We start from the raw sequence: 19,601 nt of genomic DNA, 5'->3' as shown, positions 1-19,601 counted from the left end.
GATGCAATTTGAAGCCATAAAACCAGCCGGTCGACGATTTGCCGCGCCCGGCTTCCTGAGTGAAGGTTTTGTGCCGTGGAATGCGGATATTCTCGCACACGCCCAGCGGTGTTGAATCAATAAAGGCGATGCCTGCCGAAACACCACGACGACTGGCCATAAAGGCAGTGAGCGGCGCCAACAGTTTTGGCATCAGCTCGATAAAGCGATTATAGCTTAGCAGATTAGGAAACTCAGCCCGCCAATAGCGCTGCACATGCTTCAGGTAAAACCATTTGAAGGTTCGAAAACCGGCTTGATGATAAGCCACTAAAATCGTAATCATCTCACTATCACTCATCCGATGGGGACGATGGCGTTTCTTCTTACCTTGCTCTAATTGATTTTTTTGCCATGCCGCTATAAAGGTTTGGCAAAAATCGTCCACATCGCAGAATAACTGTGTTAATTTCATCAGTAGCAGGTTCTTGTTCGGAGAAAGTTAGCGTCGAAAACTTATTTTCTCTTTTATAACAAGAACCTGCTCCCTTTTTTATCCCGAACTCAGGTTAAAATAGAAACTTCTGCTAGTCAAATTAGTTGTGCGAACACACTTAGGAATCGAAGTTTTCCAAACTTATTCGGAGCATTACCGTGAATTCAGAAGATTTAATGTCCCTGGTTTATAAAATTGCACACAGCAATCGCGAGGTAGTTTTTCTTGTTGGATCTGCTCTTACGGCTCCTCAAAAGAAGAGAGAAAAAGGAGTTCCTGGAGCTTATGAAATAGTTAGTCAAGTAAAAGGGCATTTAAAAGGAATTGGTGCGGATAGCCTTGAAAAAGCACTAGCCAATGGTTCTGGAAATTCTTATCAGATAGCTTTTAGTGAGTTGAATAAGCTTTCTGGGCAAGATATTTGCAATAAGATAGTACAAGATGCGGTGCTTAAAGCAAGGCTCAAAAGGAAACCAGTTAAGACATATGAAGAACATTATTTACGTTCCCTAGAAGCTGATGTTGACTGTTGGCATCTGACACCAGGTGTTTGGGCGCTAGGAGTTATTTTAGCGAAATACAATCACCGCATAGGCGGAACCGTATTAACAACTAATTTTGATCCCTTGATCGAAATAGCAATAAAGAAACAAGGTGGCGATTATTTCAGTACCACACTACATGGTGACGGCAATATTTATGCAAATAACGGAACCGTTCCACATGTAATTCACCTTCATGGATATTGGATCGGTGGAGACACTCTGCATTCTCCGGCTCAACTAACCAGTCATAGGCCACTACTAGCAAATTCGCTCCGGCATCTTCTAAAAGGAAAGCTCTTGGTAGTTATTGGATATGGTGGATGGCAAGATGTTTTTACTAAAACTTTAATTGAAATCCTAAAAGATGATTACTTTTATCCTGAAATTGCATGGTGTTTTTATCAAGATACGGAAGAAGAAGTCGCAAAAATAAATCCGTGGCTGCTAAGCAACATAGGACCATTTTTTGGTTGTAGAATACATCCTTTTTTTGGAATAAATATACATACCGCTCTGGCGCTTCTTGGGGCTGCGCTACGGGAGAAAAAAAATGAAAAAGAAAGAGAATCAGATTTATTTTGGAAGATGGCTGAAATATATATAAGAGGTTTTCTTGGGGATACAGAGGGTATTGATGTTTTTGAGGAAACCCTCTTTGAAAACCTTACTAATGAGGCATTTTGTTTGGAGGTTAATCCGTGCCAGCATGTTTGCACTAGTCTGAGTATAACCCCAGAAATGGTCTATGCTATAGGTCAGTTAATTGATGGCGATATAAATATAAGAACAGAAATTATTTTATGGACTTTAAGGTTTCGTCATGAACTTATAAAAAATCTTCCAAAAGACTACAGCGCAGGAGATCCTGAAGATTTTCGTAAGAGAGTAAGAGAAATGTTTTTTGGCAAGGATTAGGTAAGTGTGGTCGCTTAACCAATTTGAGAACTGGGCTACCGCCTTGATATCATTTATTATATTTTTTTGCGCTTGATAAATGAGCGACTTTGCTATTTGATTTTATTTTATCAATCTCTTGTTTTAACCCGGCAAGCTTATCTGATTGTTCAGCATTTTCTAATTCAAGCTGTTTTATTGTTTGTTTTTGATCTTCAACTATTCTTGATAAATCATAAAACGCAGACAAGAGATTTAGATATTTTTCTTTATACTCCTTTGCATTTGCGCTTATAGCTTTATTTTTCTCAATTGTGACTTTAGCAAAAAAGTGTGGCTTTTGTAACTGAACGTTATTTGCCACTTCTATATCTTTCAAGAGTGGCTTCCACTCAGCCCTGTCCTTTCTTATTGAGCTTCGGGAGTAGCCAGCTTGTTTGGTAACAGAATTCACATTTATTTTGGCCGTCTGGTCTTGAAGCAAAATTAAGATAGCCTCATAAAAATGCGCATATTTTTTTCTATATTCAGGCTCGCTCTCGAATTCAATTTTCATGACTAATTTTTAAACAAATTAGGGTACATTGTCGTTGCGGCTTTTTCTATTCTTGTAGCTAGGAGTGTAAAGTTTCTTTTGTTAAATTCGTTTTTCGCACGCTTTGCTTGTTTTTTAGCTTCATTTATTAAAGCAATCGATTTATTGCGGTCTAGTACACCGTTAGCACAGTTAAAACATTGAGACAAATTCTGATTAGCAAAATCATCACAGGGTTGTGTGGTAATGCACCAGCCGTGGGGGAGTTCTTTCGTTTTGATGGCACCCTCTTTTGCCAGATCCGACCATTCTCGGTCTGGATTACTTGATTGTTTGATACTTTCTGTAAATTGCTTCACTGCCATTAAGCCAGGACCAAACAAAGTATGTTTAGAATCATCTAAAATGCTTATCAACTCTTTCCTTAAAATCGTATCAGTTTGTCCTGTATTTTTAACGATATACTCATTCAATTCGCTATACGTCTCGTCATCGAGCAAGAGCCCTGATAGTAGTAAAGCTTTACCACCGTCAGCGTAATAATACGTTGTGATTGAAGCAATATGCTTCAACTGGTGCTTCAAATCTGCGATGGCTAATAATCCAGAAGCCGATCCGTAAAAGGCTAATGATCGTCTGAATTGGTGCTCTGATATTGAAAAAACTTGATCCGGTTGCACATTATCATTCAGGCAGTTACTTAATGTGCTGTAAGTGCGCAAAAAATTAACATCAGCACTGGACAAAGCATACTCACCAGTACGATAAGCCCATTTACTGCTAGGATTTTTGTATTTAAATAGAGATGTAATAGTAGTAGGCTTGTCATCGGCAGCTTTAAAATCAGCGACTCGCCCTTCAGATGGGCCCCATTTACCATCTTTGTTATTTGAATTTTTATCAACTAAAGAACAAGCAAGGCGAGGAAAAAGCCATCTGGGTCTAGATGATTCTCTGATTTGTATTTGGTAGGAAAAATCAGACAATTGCCTTAAAATTTCATGGGCAATTTTTCCATTTTTGCTAACCACCCAACCGACTCTTTGTCCACCGCTAATCTTAGTTTCTTTGCCTAGTATTAGAAAGACACTGCCTTTAGCCGTCGGGACTGCTTCTATCGGTTCATTCAGTAAGTGTATGAGTTCGTTTTCTCTCATACTTGTCTCAAGTAGAATCAGACGCGCTAAAAAAGCTTGTATACGTCGTATTTCAAAAGTAATCCCTGTAATGTTCCGTGATCCATGAAAAAATGATGTCGATTTGACCTGTCCAACTGACTTAATTTTGTCTTTAAAGTATTCGTAATTACCAGGTCTTTCGTATATCTTTTCCTCATGTGTGAGATACTTATTTAATCTATTTTGGTAAGCTTTTCTTGATATACCAGCCGGCTTATGGTTATTGCTTCCTGTATCACTCAGATCTGTATATGCAGATATTAAATCATCAGCATCATTCTTAAATTTATCAAAATTCCATGATTTGATAATATCAATGGCGTCATTATATATTTGCGAATATATTATGGGTGGTATAACAGTGTGCTGTTCAGATTGCGCTCTTGCTCTTTTATAGATGGCTTCAAGCACTCTGTTCAAACTTTCTGAAGAGACAGGCTTAATATTTATATAGCTAAGTGAAAGATATTTTACATGAGATATAATTGCTTGGAGATTTGCAAATATAAGCGAAAATAACGGTGTTTTATTTATCTCTGCGTCTTGAATTTCCCTAGCGAGTTGGTTTGCAACATTAATATCAGTAAATATAGATAGAATCGGTTTTGACTTTAATGTATTCGTTTTTTTTAAAGCCTTGAGTGTAGAAGCACGAATAAAAGCAGTTTTGGGTGCTAAGCGTGTTTTGTAAAGTCCATTAGCTCGTGGAAAGGGGATTTCCAGAAATAAATAAGTAAGCGTTTTTAACTCTAACACTTCATTAAAACTTAAGCCTTCTACCCCTGTGGTGAAGTTTATTTGACTTGTTTCTGAAATTATCCAAACGTCATCTTTAAAAACACTTTTATAAGAGCCATCTAGATAAGAAGCAGTAATGGGAGTGTTATCATCAATCTGCTGCTTATTATCAGCAAGGGAAATAAAATCTTGCTCGACGGTCAATCCTAAAACCGATTTTATGTATTCGCAAGCTGTCGGGCGTAATATATTATAAGCAGCTTGATTCATGCCGTTACTTCCATTAAAGCCGCGTCCATCTCATAGAGTTCTTGCCAGACCGGATGTAATTTATACGCGGCTTTGTCTTCAGCTTTTTCTATCCATCCTTTTGCTGTTTCTTTCAATTCGACTTTTAAATGCTGCAAAATATTATCTATACGCTCAATAATCGCACCATAGCTGTTTTCAATTTCGCTATGATAAGAAATTGTCTCATTCTTTAATAAAATATATTCACGCATTGAAACTAGCTTATAAATGCCTTCTTCATCAGCATGAACGATAAAAAACGAGCAAAATAAGCATCCAGTAGGCGTTGTACAATCACCAATGACATAAGCACTTTTTTCTGTATTCAATTCAATGATTGATTTTTGCTCAGCAGTCGCACTACATTTACCGGCAGGGGTGATCGTCAATCTATCTTTAACCTTTTCTCCAATATTTTTGATAACATTTTCAAAATTGGCATAAAATTCTCCTAGATTTTCAATAGCCTCTTTTTCTTGTCTTTTCAAATAATACTTAGCCCCAGTCTCGGCTGAATGCTGCATTATTATTGAGGAAAGAATGTGACCCTTTTTGCTTTCAATCGCTGTAGCCTTATAGTTACGTAAATCCTTGGGAGTTGGAATTTTAATTATATGATCAAGTATATTTTCTTGCGTTAAACGCTGTTCTACGTGGCTAATCAATTGTGATCTAACAGCCTTTAACCAGCTATAAAACAAATAGTACTGCGAGATATGTCTGTATTCTCCGTCTTCACGGAAGACCTGCCTTCCAATATAATCGAATTTAAAATTAAAGCTAAACTTATCACAGAGTGCATTATATTTTTTAAAAATGCCGACAAACGAAGCAACATATTTTATTAAAATGTCCTTGGGAATTTCAAAGCATACAACTCTATTAGCTCGCGGCTTATATACAGCTACAGATTTACCGGATGTTTTTTTGTCATTACCAACATCCAAATCCTCTATCGCTACAAGCATTGCATTAGTCGCGTTTATGCCAGTAATCGCTATGAACAGATACAAAAATGAATTTCTGTAATCTTTAGTAGATTTAAAAAACGACAAAACATCATTTTCAGTCAGAATGAATTGAGCTTGTAAAATTGATATAGCTTTACTTATTTTTACTGCTTCAGACTCAACACGCTTAGCGATGTATCGTACTGTTTCAACAATGCAGACTTCAGACGGTGCTTCAATAATTGAATCTAATCTTTTTCCATGATAAAGGTGATCTGATATAATTTGAGTATCATTAGGGTAAAGATAAGATAAAAATTTGTTTATATTCTGTATATGATTAATTGGCGTTCTATTCCCTTGCTTTGAATTATTAGAACGTCTTAAAGTATCGCTTCTTGTTGCTACAGCTATTTCTTGGAAAATTTTTGTTAGTGATTTGTAGTCTTCCACTACATCGTAGTCAAGGTCTTGATTCACTATGTGCCTAATCATCCAATTTCCGGTATCAATGAAATTCTTTATTCTCAGTTCTGATAAATCTTGATTTTGCGCTAATAAAGTAAAACGCATAAATTCCAGCGCAATCCATTCAATAATTGATTTTGAATTATCGTTTTTATATGTTGAAGGAGCTTTTAAGCTACCAAGAGACAAGCAATCTTTTCCACCCCAAACTTGAATTGAAAAAGGATCAAATTGTTCAGGCAACTCACAAGGTGCGCCTTGCTTCCATATCACTTTTGTTCGCATTTACAATCCGTTCAACAATTCGTTGACAAATTCTTCATTTGCAAGCGATATGGGGGAATCACTCAGATCAGTGTTGTAATGATTTAAATAACGTTGCGTAACCTTAATATCAGAATGCCCCAGTAGGTCTTTTAGATTATCCAACAGCTTGTTTATCTCTTCATTAGACATATTAAGACGATAATTTGCCTTTATAAAATTCATTGCAAATGTTGCTCGCAGAAAATGAAATGTAAAGTTTCCCTGATAACCCAACTTTTGCATTTCAGGCTTTAATATTTCACTAACGAAATGGGAGACTACACTACCTGGCCTCGTAGATGGTGGTATCCAGTCTTTTAGTAAATTAATATTAAATTTTGACCAGTAGATATGGCAGCCTTGTTGGTTTATGAATAAATGCTGATTATGTTTATCTTCAAAAACGAACCCTTTGCTTTCTGCTTTCTTTAAATCTTTTTTTCTGACGTTTGATGATAAATACGCATCAATATAATTAACTGCACAGCGAGGAAAATATAGGTTAAGAGGCTTGTCATGCTTGGTCTGAATTAGAGTATGAGCGGTACCCGCCTTTACAAATGGGATAGCTGTTCCTAAGGCCATTTGCCGTTTTAGATCAATTACGTGTTTTTCTCGCAAAGTTCCTATGCTGCCCAGTCGGGCACCTGTTAATAGACATGTTATTGCTAAATACTTGAACCAAGTGGGGGAAATTTTTTTCAAGGCGGAAACAAAAATTTTTTGTTCATTGGCATTAAGCGGTCTGAGTGGCTCACCATCAAAAATATAACTTGAAGTTACGGATTTATTTCTGATTCTTTTGATAGCATGAACAGGCCTAACTATTTGTTTATTTGCTTTACCTCGTGTTGCACTACTAATTTGTACGTTAATTGTTTCTTCACGCCATAGTTCTGCCTTTGGGTCAATTAATCCGATTCTTCGAGCATATTTAAAAAAATGCGCTGATGTTGATTGATGTAAGCGGGCATTTTCGCGACTCATATTTCCCTCATCCATCTGTTCCCTGAGGAAATTCCAATATTTACTAACAGGACGTTGATTTTCAAGCCGAAATTTAAAATTTAAATAATCAAACTCATCTCGATGCGTATAAAAAAAATTAAACATGTGAGCTAAATGATGAGCATATACTCTAACCGTCGTAGTAGTAGGTACTTCTTGGCTTGGGCTAGTTAACTTATACCACTCATATAAGAAATTACATGCTAATAGAAAAGGAAGGCCTGTATCTTTGGATACAATGAGCGGGAAATGAAAAGCTTCATCAATACTGCGCCTATGATAACTTGAGATACGGCGAAAATGAGTCGGCTTATTTGAAAAGGAAAGATCAATCTTTTCTTGTTCTAAAGCATCGATATCCGAAACTACAAAGTAAAAATGATTTGGATTTTCATCATTTTGATCATACGCACCGATTTCGGATAAAAAAATTTGCGGTACGATTTCAACTGATACTTCACCCGGTATTGTCGTTATATCATGCGATAACATGTGATTCTCTTAGTAACTAATTTTACATGTGTATACATATTATTAATCATCCATAAAACCGATATAATGACACTATAAATATCCTTGAATAACTTATTACAAAATTAAACACATATCTATAAAAACACGAAAACAATAACACGTCAAATAAATTTTTAAGTATTTTCATTTATTGTAAAATAATATATATATTTTCACACTCACAATTATATTTATTATATTAAATAATATGATAAAATATAAATGTTTTCATATTATTTAATATATATAATTGTATTTATTTAATTTAAATATCATTATTAATTCATCCAATAATCCATGAATTAATGATCAGCACTGCATCAAGCGCGTTTCACAGTTCTCATCAAAAGAATTCAACAATAGAATTGAGGTGAGCAAAGATGGATGAATACCGTAAATATCATTGCCTAGAATGTGAACATATCTACGATGAAGCCAAAGGCGCTCTATTCTGGCATTGCACTAGGCACCTTCCGGAAAGACAATCCCAGAGGATTGGGCTTGTCCAATTTGCGATGCGCCGAAAAGTTTTTTCAAGCTGTTAGTGTAGTTCTCTTTTAGCTGTAGTCTCCCGACTATCGCTGAACCATTCTATTTGCCCTCAGTTTCTCTCTCATCAGTATTGTTCCATTCTGGCGGAAGAGGAAATTTTTCCTGACGTTAGGTGTAAGAGCAGTGAAATAAGCTGTTCCTTCGTTCCAAACGATGTTTTCTTCTGATGCTAACCAAATCAGCAAGAAATCGAGCTGATCGGGCCTTTACAATGAGCTTTTCGGCGCATCATCTAATTTTTTAAGCCATCTATCTGTTACCACTTTGGAAATAAAAATACGCAGAGCCGTGCCATTTATTGACAAAACCAAAGCTCGAAATTAGAATCAAAAAAGGTTGCCCACCCTACTTGCACACGAGTAAAAAAAGGCCATTTTCACTACTTGTTGAAAAATGTTTTTCACTATTGTCATTGAATAATTTTCTTTAATAGCAAAGCCTCGTCGTCGGGGGATTAAACGTGTGCATATAACCCGATATCGGCTTGGCGTTGAGGAAAATTGTCATGACCATCAAAGAATTTGCGTATCTTGCGCAGCAGCGTCTCCAATCCCAAACGGGTAACACCCTTAGGCGATCTCATATTTACGAATTTTTAGCCTCGTTATTTGGCTTCAATTCCTTCGCATCACTTGGTGTCGATGCAGTTGTTTTTCAAGGAAAACAAAAAACAAAGAATACTCCCCAACAAAACTCTGCGTTGTATCAGCGCTGCATAGAATTGGGCTACCAGCCTGCAACAGCTGATGTTGTGTCTTCCGAGCTTCCGGCGATTATTTCAGAGTATCAAATTACCGTCGCAAAGTTTTCTCACTTGATATCTAAGTTAAGCAGTGATTGGTCGTATTGGGATGATGAATATGATGACGATGACGATTTAGCTGATACAATCACTGAAGACTGGTCTGCTTTTGAAGATGACACCGAAGGTTATAATTTTCCACCTAGGCTATTGAGCGAACTCGAAGGAGTAGCTAGCAAAGGTAATGCATCTGCGCATTATGTCCTTGCCCTTTACTACTCGCCCGATAATGGTCGAGGGCAAGGTAGCGAGCATTGGTATAACTTGGAAAAGCAAGGCCGCACACTGATTGGCATAGAAAAAGAATGGGCTGATCAGTTTGCAAAAAATCTACTCCATGATGAAAAATATGAATTTCATCTTCGAGAAGCATCAAAACTTGGCAATGAAGATGCGCTTCTTGATCTGGCAGATGTGTTTGGTGATCCGTCTTTTTTTGAACAAGATAGGAGCATTAATCATGATCCAGTCAGAGCCGCAAATATTGCTGAAAATTTAGAGCATATAGCAGGCTTAAAACATTGGCTGACAATTGCCGCTGAAAAAGGCCATATAGGTTCAATCATCAGGCTTATTGAAGACCTCGACAGCCACGACTTGCAGCGTTGTTGGACGTGGATTTATTTTGCTCAGATGCTAGGCGCCGATCTGGCAGAGGATGACTATTACGCCATTCATGAAGATGGTTCCCTCTATGACGATGACGTTGGTGGACCGATGTATGTGGATGGTCGAGATGGTATTAATCTTGACCCATTGAGTAAGGAATTAGATTCAATTGCTCGCCAAAAAGCACAAGCTCTCTTCGAAAGCATTCAATAATTTTAAATATTGCAGAACGAAAATCCTGGCGGCTTTTGGTTCGCCAGAGTTTTCATAAAAGCATAAATTGGAACTTAATGATTATGGAAAAGATAGCTATTTTATATAAAAATACTGATAATCTGATCTTGACTAATTTCAGAAGCACAACTATCTCGAGCCGAACCAGAGGAATCTGTGTGAACAGTTTTATTATTGACCGCTCTTAGCTGAAAGCTGTATTAAAACTCATCACTAAGCCAGCTAGATCTTGGGTATGAAAGTTATCTTCCTGATCAACCAGAGGTGGTTAATTTTCAATTATTGGCCCCACGATGCTTGTTATTTTCCTCTGCTTTGACATGATCATTCCGCAAACTTATCAATTTTTGCTTTTTGATACGGTCTCTTCTAGAGGAGCTATTTAAAGGTTGTAATAGAACTCAGTGTCGAAGAGTTCTTCACCATTCGTTTCGCCCGTTATTAACAACTACCACCCAAACTTAAGCTTGTCATAGAGCACGGCCAATTTCCTAAAATTACTTGCATAGCTCGAACTTTTGTAATCCATTTTTTCCTGATTAGTGACAAGAAAATTATGTAATAAATCAAGGTCAATTTTTTCCTTCGAAATAAATGGAATATAAGCGGATGCATTTTCTGGCGTACAGGCTTCTATAATTTCTTCCATTGTTAAGTGACGATAGTTTTTATAAAACGTGCGCGTATATGATTTCCCATGAAACTCTCTTAATTCCCTCTTAACTATCTTATCTAATTCGATCCCACTTTTTTCATATGACTCATTATCAACAATACCAATATCTCGAAGATATTTGAAAACAGGTACATTCTTGGTGTATCGCGCAGCTCTTTTCAATACATTATTAACAATCATATGAGAATCATAACTACTATTCCCATGTAGAAGATCGAGAATTAAATCCTTAGTTTCTATCGTGGCATAACCGATTTCAGAAATCATATTTTCCTGGGCCTGGGAAACAACCCCAACCCCCACTAAAAACTCAATATCTTCTTTTCGGTCAATAGCATCAATATCAACTACGCAGATTTTCTTTTCGGGCTCGGCAGATTTTACAAGCTCATAAAGTTGTTCTTTACAGTAGCGCAGTACTCGTGCAGGTATTTTTCTCTTTGTAGCATCTAACGCTTCGTAAATCGGAACTAAATCGTTTGTTTTAACTAAGACTATGGGTATTTGTATTCCTTCTATTGTAATAAAGGTGTCCGATAAGTCCTGCTCTTCACTACTACTAGTCCTTTGAACAAAAATAAGATTTTTCCTAAATTGCTCGACATTACCGCGCCCAACACACAACGATATAGCTTTAAGCAATCCAGAAATGTTTTCATCAGATAATGAATAACCAATGAAAACTATCGGATGCTCGACAAATATTGTAATTAGTTTGGCTGCAAGGTACGCATTTCTGTCATTAAATCCTGTGTAGTCATCATTAGTTAGAATTAGTGACTCAGGAATGCTAGCACAGCCATGGATTTTGTATATTTCACCGATTTCCTGTGGATTAGAAAAAAGTAATTCATTTTGGCCAATGTACGTTTTATAGTCTGGAAATATCTGTTCTATAAACATATCCCAGTTCGTCGTAATTACTCCATCAACATTTAACGTTGATAGAATCTCAACTTCACGCACATAATCAGAACTTTTAGCTTTTCCTTGATCCAAGGTTGAAAGGTAGTTGCATATTTCAATGCGTAACGCGGAAGTATTACCTGAGATTTTACTCTTATATTTCCTTACACTTTCTTGGTATTCATCAGCCTTCCACCAATACTCATTAAAATCAATCGCCAACAATTTTGCAGCTGCTGGATAATCACCATCCGCTGCTGCTAAGTAATATTCGAATGGCTTTCCAGTCACACAAAATCGACTTAGAAGTCCTTTCCAATCTTCCAATCCTAAGTATCGACGAGAGAATCCAGAACCGACAAAAAGGAAAGGTCCACCAGCTCTAGATTTGAATATTTCAATAAGCTTTTCCTTAATATCCATCATAATTGAGGCTCCTGGTTGTAGTAATATGCGATGAATTAGATTTAGTTTTAACGCAGTGTAAGCTAAGCTTTCGTCTTAGAAAAAGCAACGGAAATAAGAAGGCATTCTGGGTTATTCGTGAAAGTCCGAGACGGTTCTCATATCAGACGATGAGATATGGTAGTAGATACAGAGAAGCTGTCTAATTAATTATTAATTTATATTAAGAATATGAGAACAAAGTACAAGCTATTAGTTTATGAATCAGATGGTCAAAAATACCAGGACTTGTTTGTCAAGGTCATGACCAACGTCGACCCAAGCTTTAAACCAGTAAAACCTCATGGGAATATTGGTGATCGAGGTAATGATGGTTGGTGCTCGGATTATGGAAAATATTACCAAGTTTATGCGCCTGAAGACTTGCCTAGTAACACTGAAGCCTGATGCGGCTACATTAAACCGGACACACAACTTAAAATAACCTGAAAAAGATAGTGTGTCTAAAAATGAGCGATCAAACTAAAAAACCCAATAGCTATACATCAGAATTTAAAGAATCGGCTGTTAAGTTGGCTGTTGAATCAGATCAGCCAATCGCCCAGACAGCGAGAGATTTAGGATTGAATCCCAATACGTTACATACCTGGATTAGTAAGTATTCAAAACCGAAAACGGCCATCGAAAGAACGGATGAACATATTTATGATGAAGTTAAACGGCTGAAGAAAGAATTAGCCAGAGTCACTCAGGAGCGGGATTTGTTAAAAAAGGCCACCGCGTACTTTGCGAAGGAAATGCAGTGAAGTGCGCCTGGATAGCCAAGCATTCCGAAGACTTCCCCGTCGCTGTGCTATGTCAGTTCATGAACATTTCACGGAGTCGTTATTATGAATGGTTTAATTCGCCGAACACAGAGCGGGCCAAGGAAAATGAGCAATTGCTTGTAATACTGAAAACGTTGTTTCAAAAAGGCCGAGGAACCTATGGCACACGGCGTCTTAAAAAGAAATTCGCTGAGCAAGGTATCGTGGTGAGTCGGCGACGGATTGGTCGGCTGATGAATCGGGCGGGAGTGGTCTGTAAAACCAGGAAAAAATTTAAAGCGACAACAGACTCCAAGCATACCCAGCCGATTGCCCCTAATTTACTGGATAGACAATTTACAGTCTCACAGCCTGATCGCTATTATGTCGGCGACATGACCTACATTGCTACTCAGGAAGGCTGGTTATATTTGGCTGTGGTGATTGACTTGTTTTCCAGAAAGGTCGTCGGCTGGTCAATGGACAGTCGGATGCAAGCCCAACTGGTCAATGAGGCTCTGTTGATGGCTATCTGGCAGCGTAAACCCGGTAAAGGCTTGTTATGGCATACCGATCGCGGCAGTCAATATGCTTCCGATAGTCATCGCGCTATTTTAAAGGCGCATCACGTCATTCAATCCATGAGTCGTAAGGGAAATTGCTGGGATAATAGCGTCTCTGAAAGCTTTTTTCATACCTTGAAAACGGAATTGACGCATCACTGTCAATTTAGGACTCGTGAGGAAGCTAAGCAGGCGATTTTTGAATATATTGAGGTCTTTTATAATCGAGAACGCCTGCATTCTGCCAATGACTATTTGTCACCGGTAGACTATGAAATACAGCAAAAAGCTGTGTAACAATGTGTCCGGAAAAGTGTTGACACATCAGCCGCTATCAAAAAGATGAAAGAAGATTTTGGCAAGTTAAACTCTTATTGGGACAAAATATCATCAGTAAGGCAATATTATTTTGTAGTGAATGATAAATATAGAGGCGTTTCACCTCATATATATAGTGCGATTAAAGAGCTGGAAAAAGATTACCAGCTTGAAAAAGCTGAGGTTTTACTTACACATCAGGTAGAGGATTTTCTCTTTGGTCTTGATCAAGATTTAGTTCATAGCATTCTTGGGACCATAATTCAAAGCAGTGAACAAAAAACTATTCATCAATATCTGGTGGATGAAATTACTAACAAGATGTACTTGAGATATTGGCCATCAATAAGTGAAGGCTTGATAGCCAATTCTATTCAAAGCGAAGTAATTGACGGATTTTCAGAAATTACGATGCTTATTTTCAGAACAGTGATGCCGAACACAATACCTGGACTCGAAAAATCAATATTTGATCTTAATACTAGAACGCAGGCTTTAATTGATCACTTTACTAAGTCACCTTATGCGTTCTATGCAGATAACACCAAGTTGTGGCTCCTAGATATGAGATGGAAGCGAGAGCGGATTGAAGATCAAGATGAATACCATCGTAGGTATGAACTATACGATAATTGGCGCAAGCAACTGTATTGGATACATTCAAATTTAGTGCATGCTCTAAATATCTTTGCCACAGAGGTAAGAAGCCATGTTTACACTCAATATTTCATGGGACAGCAATTCACAATCGTAGATTCTCTCGGAACATTCAATTCCTTTGTTGGATGTGAAAAAATTCCAAATGGCTACAATGAAATAAATTAATAAGTGGTTCCAGGTGAGGCTAACAGTGTACCTGAATCAAGCATTGAACGATTGCTTTAAAACATACACTGGCCATTGTCGTGAAACTCCTAATCGTCTCTTTATGGTTGATAGCGACTATTCGAATCCGAAATCAACTTTTATTACAACCCTGCGGAACTAGCCATGAAGATGATGGCTTATCATGCTTCGCATAATCAGCAACCGGAATTACCTCACCCGTACGCTTTTCCAATTCCGCTACAGTAACCAGATACTCATCCAAGTGCTTTTTGGTTGCATCCGTTGAATTAGGCATAATCCAGGCAATGGCACGTTCATCCTGTCCTGCACCCCGGATAATGACTTTCCAGAAATAATCCGGCGTTCTGACTCCATGAGAAGCTACAAAGTAATCATCCTTGGCGTTATCCCCCCAGATTACGCCACCCATCACCAGTAGTTCATCGATATCCCTATAGCACTCGACAATCTCTTCCGTCAGTAACCACGCACCTCGATTTAGTTGTGAGGTCTGCGGCAGAATGTTAGTCATGTAGTTGGACTGTTTGATGGCTTCCTCGACAGCATCCAAGTGATTAGCAGGTACTTGATGCCCTCTATCATAGCCCTTTCCATAAGGTTGACTGCTGAGTTGCTGGCATGTTGCTGGAATATCAGGGTCCAGCATAAAGTGATCGTAACGCTTTAAATTGCCAGTATCCCGCTGTGCGTTGTAACGGAATTTAACAGGAGCGCGTTCTTTACAATCCAGCCAGACTGTAAAGCCTTGATAGCCGACTTTGACAATGTCATTGAGCTTGGTAACAACTGATTCTGGTGCAGCAATAGATGAATCAGCAGGTGCAGCGGCAGTGTTTTTATCGATGGCTTTATTGTGCTGATGGCAGTGGTATTCACCTGTCTTGCGGTTAGTGTGACAGCCTTCCGCATTTAACCTGCCGGGATGGGCATGCACTACAGGCGATATTGCAAGTGATGCTATTAATAATAGGTATTTTTTCATTTTCTAAGCGGTTTGCCAATTTTAGTGACGTGATCAAAAGAAAACACATGTTCTCTCGGGGATTCGAGACATCGTCCTACTAACCGAAATGGAAATTCAAAACCACCGCTTTCTACTTCAACGCGTGCCTTGCATATCGGGCATTGGGCTGAATAAATCATAAGGCGCAATTCCCTGATAGCATTTCCTGTTTCAGGATCAGTACCGATTCTTTTTAGCTCCAGTTGAACATTCGATTCTTTAAGCGGCGCCATCCAAATCGGGGCCATCACGATGCGATGAATGACAACACGGTAGAGCGGAGCTGAGTAAACCCAAACAGCCAAACCCAACGCTACCAATGATTGACTTATCCAAGTAACTGCTGAAATCTTGCCATGTATTCCTTGAAATAAAAGCACATAAAATATGAACAAAGCCAATAGGGTCACTACCAATACAGGCAACAAGAATGCATATTTTTGCCAGCCTTTCAGAACAAAGCCGCTAATCCATCTGGCCCAGATAGGGATATTAGAAAGCGATTCAGGCACATAATGTAAACCACCCTCAGGACAAGGGTATTGCCTGTTATCAATTAACGCCTGTTCATCAAGAGATTTTGTGATTAGGTAATAATAGGAGTGATTAGCCTGCCCGCCTGTGGATTCTTCTTTGCCGATCCACGGATAAAATTCCATATTACGGCGGGATGAGAACTCTTGCAGATGGCTCTTTCTTTTTTCTATTTCTTTTCCAAGATTAGCCCAGTGTCTCAGAACCCACTCAGATGCTTCAGACTCTTTGGGTAGTTTTTTCAAGAGTCCAATTTCGGTGACTTTGGCCAATAACTCTTTAGGCGTGAACCGAATATCCCGTACCTCTACGCCATTCTCGGCAGGGTTTAGCGTTAATGCCGCTACTGCTCTAAACAAAGTCATGGGAATAAGATCCCGTTTAGAGTCTGCCAATTCTGCCAATTCATCATAAAAGTCAAGAACGCATTGGGCTGATTGCCTTAATTGCTCAATTTCCTGTTTCTGCATAACTACCTGTTTATCCATAGCATTTACTCCGTATATACCCCTTAAATCATCTATTTCTCGCGATGGCAACTGCCTAAGCTGGCTTCCAGAATAATCTTTTGGAAAATCAGTGAGGCTTCCATGAAAAACGATTTTAATAAAAATCAGGTTAAATTACCGTTTGGTTTAAGGGATGGCAAACTCGTCCATATCAGTGAAGTCCCATCGGGATTAGCCTGTGGATGTATTTGCGCAGCCTGTGGCGTCAGGCTTGTCGCCAAAAAAGGGAAAATCAATGCGCATGGTTTTGCACACTATAAATCTGATGAATGTGCTCATGCGGTTGAAACCGCATTGCATCATGCGGCAAAGCAAGTCTTGGAAGAGTCTGCACAGATTGCTTTACCTGAATTGTTGATTCATGAACAGGTGAATGGAGAAGTTTACGGTCGGTTCATTAGCAAATCAGGAACAGCGGAAGTCTGTGTTGAGCATACAGCAATTATCGATGATATCAATCTGGAGAAACGTTTAGGCCGAGTTATCCCTGATGTTATTGCTCATATAAACGGCTCTCGCTTTCTGATTGAAATTGCTGTCACGCATTTTGTTGATGAAAGTAAGGAAAATAAACTGCATGAACTTAAAATACCTTGCATAGAAATTGATCTGTCTGATGTCGCCAGAGATGCGGATTTAGAAGCCATTCGTAAAGAAGTTGTCGCTTCTGTTAACAATAAGAAATGGTTATTTCATTCCGATGCGGAACCGATTCGATCAAAGTTAAAGTCAGACCTGCAAGCGGCATTACAGATAGAGATAGATCAAATCTATGAACAGGAGCAGGAAAAGAAACGCAAAGAAATCGAATTACGTGAGAAAAAAATTGCCGCAGAAAAAGCCGCTCGCGAAAAACTCCAGCCATCCATCCGTTTGCTAAAGGACTATCTGAAAGAGAAAGACAATTACTTGATTGAATACCGCCAGCAACTTCCTAACCTGGACATCTGGCAGTTAGCAGCATCCGCTATGAATACTTCACTTGATTCATTGCCAGACTTTTTAAAACAACCAATCAAGGGTGAAAACATATTTGCTTGTGACCGAAGGGCTTGGCAATCAGCCTTGTTTGCTGCATTCATTTATAAGAAAAATTATATATACGGTAAAACTTATCGCATTTCAGTGCGTAACATGGTTGCATGGTGCAAAAAATCTCTCCCCTTAATCGATTTGCCTCTGATCTTTGGCTAAAAAAAGAGTTGCTTGAGCCTGATATTGTGAGGTTATTAGAGGACTTTGACCTTGATACGGCTGTACAAGAGTTCACTCGTTACTTGGAGAAAGAAGGATTTATAAAAAATTACTTTCTCGATTATTTCTACTTAGTCGAGAATGATACGCTTAAAATTGATGAAGCTGATGCTGGTGAGAATAATCAGCGGTTTATAGGAATATCTCAAGCAGACTTCAGCTTGCTTTCATCAGATGAACAAGAGGTGCTTCTGGAACGTGCTGGAATTATGGAATTTGACGGGGGGGTATCAAGGCTAGAAGCAGAAAAGCAGGCGTATAAAGCCATTTTGAATGAAACACAAGATTTGATGAAAGAGAGAGATATAAATTATTCTGTAGTAGTTCAAGCTCGATCTTACTGCCAAAATTAGCCTCAATTGCGTATTTCGATCAAAACTACCACTGATTCCGACTTCAAAACCGCCAGGCATTCCGATCGCAAAGCCGCCACCGGTTCCGATACAAACCCAGCCAGATTTTGAATGCCTTGGATCGGCCATTACCCGACCGTCGTGGTCACAAACCAATTTCAAAATTTAAAGCTTCCAGTAACCCAATCGGATGATCGGTATTCGGCAAGCAAATTGACATTGTTCAGCCGACGTCGTAGGCAGTCGGCTGCGATGAACTGTGTACGCTCGAAGGCCAAAAAACTGTAATCAAGTGAAGCCTCTAAGAGTATGGACCACGGCTTAATCCAACTCAGTGTGGACAATCAGTGCGGCCGGTGTTACGGCCGAAAATTCCGTGTGAGGACTTCTCACATTGCACAGCAATTTCCGTTTGCAAACGCTGATACTCCATCGCGTTTGCGCGTCGTGCGCTCATGAGCCGCTCTGCACATTGAGCGAACTCGACAGAACCGGGTATAAAACCCATGGTTTCACAGTCAGCCGCAGCGCGCTTGGCTGCACATCCTGTCAGCACGGTGCACAACAACAGAGTGACTGGAATCAATAAATTCATCTTTGTTCTCCTACGGTCTCCTGGCGACCCGTTGCCGCTATTCAGGTATGGATTTTGAGTGTCCCCAAACTTGCCATTCACGTACTTTGTCAAACAGCAATATGCTGGCAGCTAACATAGTAGAAAGTCGGGTTCATTTTGTCCAATGTTAACACAGGCGTAGGCAATTAGGGCGTGAATTGCCTGGGCAGTACAAAGCGTTTGTCCGCCTTAGTGGGCTTAACGACCTTCGGTTTAGCTGTGAAGTTCTTGCACCATCTGAGATCGAGAACAACCAAGGCTACGTGTCCGCTTCGGGCTATGTCCCATTTGCGAGCAACGGATGCGGTGACTTGTATTGTTGGCCTGCGTGCGCACTCGATAATCCTGTCGTGCTCCTCTGGGAGCACGAAACGGGGCGTTCATCGACTGTGGCGCTTCATTTCTTGAATGGCTGGCGGGGCAGCGGTTCTAGTAGGCATAACCAGTCAATCAACTCGACACCGGAAAGCTTACGGCCCGTTCATGCCTCAGCAGTTGCGCGGGTTATTGAATCGTTATGCCTCAAAAGAGAAATGAACGTACTATGGAGAGTATTCATTGACGCGAAAAATGGAAGAGGCGCAGCTGTTCTGCTTGCAAAAGTGGACGAAGCGCTATAGCAGCGCATTTTACGAGTTATACGAGTCGGGCTTGCCGTAACCAAGCAATATCCAATGGCGTCAAGCCGGGATTGATTTCAACAAGCCTGAT

16 protein-coding genes and 1 pseudogene are annotated in these 19,601 nt (G+C 39.2%); 8 read left to right on the top strand and 9 right to left on the bottom strand.

The annotated features are described in order from the left end of the window. Nucleotides 1-427 (bottom strand): transposase (locus IT781_RS22915; protein ID WP_370527048.1); only part of this gene is annotated, 427 nt, incomplete at its 3' end. 206 nt (nucleotides 428-633) lie between these two features. On the opposite strand from IT781_RS22915, the gene IT781_RS19115 reads away from it, so the two are divergent. Further along, nucleotides 634-1,935 carry an SIR2 family protein gene (locus tag IT781_RS19115; RefSeq protein WP_194971776.1) on the top strand — a complete coding sequence of 434 codons (1,302 nt, stop codon included), beginning with the start codon at nucleotides 634-636 and terminating at the stop codon, nucleotides 1,933-1,935. A 49-nt stretch (nucleotides 1,936-1,984) separates the two neighbouring features. On the opposite strand, the gene IT781_RS19110 is transcribed toward IT781_RS19115, so the two are convergent. Genes IT781_RS19110 through IT781_RS19095 form a run of 4 tightly spaced genes read right to left on the bottom strand, consistent with a single transcriptional unit; the run spans nucleotide 1,985 to nucleotide 7,880 of the window. Then, on the bottom strand, nucleotides 1,985-2,470 hold the full coding sequence (locus IT781_RS19110; RefSeq protein WP_194971775.1) for a hypothetical protein: 486 nt from the start codon (nucleotides 2,468-2,470) through the stop codon (nucleotides 1,985-1,987). A 2-nt stretch (nucleotides 2,471-2,472) separates the two neighbouring features. Then, nucleotides 2,473-4,635 carry a hypothetical protein gene (locus IT781_RS19105; RefSeq protein WP_194971774.1) on the bottom strand — a complete coding sequence of 721 codons (2,163 nt, stop codon included), beginning with the start codon at nucleotides 4,633-4,635 and terminating at the stop codon, nucleotides 2,473-2,475. Beyond that, the gene (locus tag IT781_RS19100; RefSeq protein ID WP_194971773.1) at nucleotides 4,632-6,359 is read right to left on the bottom strand and encodes a hypothetical protein; all 1,728 of its coding nucleotides are present in this window, start codon (nucleotides 6,357-6,359) and stop codon (nucleotides 4,632-4,634) included. Before IT781_RS19100 ends, IT781_RS19105 begins: the two co-directional genes overlap by 4 nt. Next, the gene (locus IT781_RS19095) at nucleotides 6,360-7,880 is read right to left on the bottom strand and encodes a tyrosine-type recombinase/integrase (RefSeq protein WP_194971772.1); all 1,521 of its coding nucleotides are present in this window, start codon (nucleotides 7,878-7,880) and stop codon (nucleotides 6,360-6,362) included. 505 nt (nucleotides 7,881-8,385) lie between these two features. Between IT781_RS19095 and IT781_RS22910 the strand changes: the two genes are divergently transcribed. Both IT781_RS22910 and IT781_RS19085 read left to right on the top strand, forming a co-directional pair. Beyond that, the gene (locus IT781_RS22910; protein WP_370527049.1) at nucleotides 8,386-8,451 is read left to right on the top strand and encodes a rubredoxin; all 66 of its coding nucleotides are present in this window, start codon (nucleotides 8,386-8,388) and stop codon (nucleotides 8,449-8,451) included. 507 nt (nucleotides 8,452-8,958) lie between these two features. Continuing rightward, complete coding sequence (locus tag IT781_RS19085; protein WP_194971771.1) at nucleotides 8,959-10,077, top strand: hypothetical protein; 1,119 nt, start codon at nucleotides 8,959-8,961, stop codon at nucleotides 10,075-10,077. A 469-nt stretch (nucleotides 10,078-10,546) separates the two neighbouring features. Here IT781_RS19085 and IT781_RS19080 read toward each other — a convergent pair whose 3' ends face one another. Further along, a complete protein-coding gene (locus IT781_RS19080) occupies nucleotides 10,547-12,106 on the bottom strand; it encodes an SIR2 family protein (RefSeq protein ID WP_228779280.1) in 1,560 nt (519 codons plus the stop codon). Between the two features lie 488 nt (nucleotides 12,107-12,594). Here IT781_RS19080 and IT781_RS19075 point away from each other — a divergent pair. After that, nucleotides 12,595-13,751 (top strand): IS3 family transposase gene (locus tag IT781_RS19075; protein WP_194971770.1). Its coding sequence is split into 2 segments (ribosomal slippage): nucleotides 12,595-12,865 and nucleotides 12,865-13,751, totalling 1,158 coding nucleotides; the frame shifts between segments, so codons are not numbered across the junction. A gap of 45 nt (nucleotides 13,752-13,796) precedes the next feature. Continuing rightward, complete coding sequence (locus IT781_RS19070; protein WP_194971769.1) at nucleotides 13,797-14,597, top strand: hypothetical protein; 801 nt, start codon at nucleotides 13,797-13,799, stop codon at nucleotides 14,595-14,597. Between the two features lie 133 nt (nucleotides 14,598-14,730). On the opposite strand, the gene IT781_RS19065 is transcribed toward IT781_RS19070, so the two are convergent. Continuing rightward, a complete protein-coding gene (locus IT781_RS19065; RefSeq protein ID WP_194971768.1) occupies nucleotides 14,731-15,603 on the bottom strand; it encodes a DNA/RNA non-specific endonuclease in 873 nt (290 codons plus the stop codon). After that, nucleotides 15,600-16,646, bottom strand: a complete 1,047-nt coding sequence (locus IT781_RS19060) for a hypothetical protein (RefSeq protein ID WP_194971767.1) — start codon at nucleotides 16,644-16,646, stop codon at nucleotides 15,600-15,602. Before IT781_RS19060 ends, IT781_RS19065 begins: the two co-directional genes overlap by 4 nt. A gap of 102 nt (nucleotides 16,647-16,748) precedes the next feature. Between IT781_RS19060 and IT781_RS19055 the strand changes: the two genes are divergently transcribed. Further along, nucleotides 16,749-17,861, top strand: a complete 1,113-nt coding sequence (locus IT781_RS19055) for a hypothetical protein (protein ID WP_194971766.1) — start codon at nucleotides 16,749-16,751, stop codon at nucleotides 17,859-17,861. After that, nucleotides 17,810-18,274 carry a hypothetical protein gene (locus tag IT781_RS19050; RefSeq protein WP_194971765.1) on the top strand — a complete coding sequence of 155 codons (465 nt, stop codon included), beginning with the start codon at nucleotides 17,810-17,812 and terminating at the stop codon, nucleotides 18,272-18,274. Before IT781_RS19055 ends, IT781_RS19050 begins: the two co-directional genes overlap by 52 nt. 331 nt (nucleotides 18,275-18,605) lie before the next feature. On the opposite strand, the gene IT781_RS19045 is transcribed toward IT781_RS19050, so the two are convergent. Continuing rightward, nucleotides 18,606-18,869 carry a hypothetical protein gene (locus IT781_RS19045; protein WP_194971764.1) on the bottom strand — a complete coding sequence of 88 codons (264 nt, stop codon included), beginning with the start codon at nucleotides 18,867-18,869 and terminating at the stop codon, nucleotides 18,606-18,608. Between the two features lie 176 nt (nucleotides 18,870-19,045). On the opposite strand from IT781_RS19045, the pseudogene IT781_RS22905 reads away from it, so the two are divergent. Further along, nucleotides 19,046-19,510: pseudogene (locus IT781_RS22905) on the top strand (SMI1/KNR4 family protein); the annotation flags it as partial. Between the last annotated feature and the right edge of the window lie 91 nt (nucleotides 19,511-19,601).

The organism is Methylobacter sp. BlB1 (assembly GCF_015476545.1).
Lineage (GTDB): Bacteria > Pseudomonadota > Gammaproteobacteria > Methylococcales > Methylomonadaceae > Methylobacter.
The sequence above is the reverse complement of the archived record's forward strand: the minus strand, read 5'-3'. Positions and strand labels throughout refer to the sequence as shown.

What these genes read in the sequence shown, in the direction of transcription:
- IT781_RS19110 (WP_194971775.1), bottom strand. Translation starts at nt 2,470, where the DNA reads ATGAAAATTGAATTCGAGAGCGAGCCTGAATATAGAAAAAAATATGCG.
- IT781_RS19105 (WP_194971774.1), bottom strand. Translation starts at nt 4,635, where the DNA reads ATGAATCAAGCTGCTTATAATATATTACGCCCGACAGCTTGCGAATAC.
- IT781_RS19100 (WP_194971773.1), bottom strand. Translation starts at nt 6,359, where the DNA reads ATGCGAACAAAAGTGATATGGAAGCAAGGCGCACCTTGTGAGTTGCCT.
- IT781_RS19095 (WP_194971772.1), bottom strand. Translation starts at nt 7,880, where the DNA reads ATGTTATCGCATGATATAACGACAATACCGGGTGAAGTATCAGTTGAA.
- IT781_RS19085 (WP_194971771.1), top strand. Translation starts at nt 8,959, where the DNA reads ATGACCATCAAAGAATTTGCGTATCTTGCGCAGCAGCGTCTCCAATCC.
- IT781_RS19080 (WP_228779280.1), bottom strand. Translation starts at nt 12,106, where the DNA reads ATGATGGATATTAAGGAAAAGCTTATTGAAATATTCAAATCTAGAGCT.
- IT781_RS19070 (WP_194971769.1), top strand. Translation starts at nt 13,797, where the DNA reads ATGAAAGAAGATTTTGGCAAGTTAAACTCTTATTGGGACAAAATATCA.
- IT781_RS19065 (WP_194971768.1), bottom strand. Translation starts at nt 15,603, where the DNA reads ATGAAAAAATACCTATTATTAATAGCATCACTTGCAATATCGCCTGTA.
- IT781_RS19060 (WP_194971767.1), bottom strand. Translation starts at nt 16,646, where the DNA reads ATGGATAAACAGGTAGTTATGCAGAAACAGGAAATTGAGCAATTAAGG.
- IT781_RS19055 (WP_194971766.1), top strand. Translation starts at nt 16,749, where the DNA reads ATGAAAAACGATTTTAATAAAAATCAGGTTAAATTACCGTTTGGTTTA.
- IT781_RS19050 (WP_194971765.1), top strand. Translation starts at nt 17,810, where the DNA reads ATGGTGCAAAAAATCTCTCCCCTTAATCGATTTGCCTCTGATCTTTGG.
- IT781_RS19045 (WP_194971764.1), bottom strand. Translation starts at nt 18,869, where the DNA reads ATGAATTTATTGATTCCAGTCACTCTGTTGTTGTGCACCGTGCTGACA.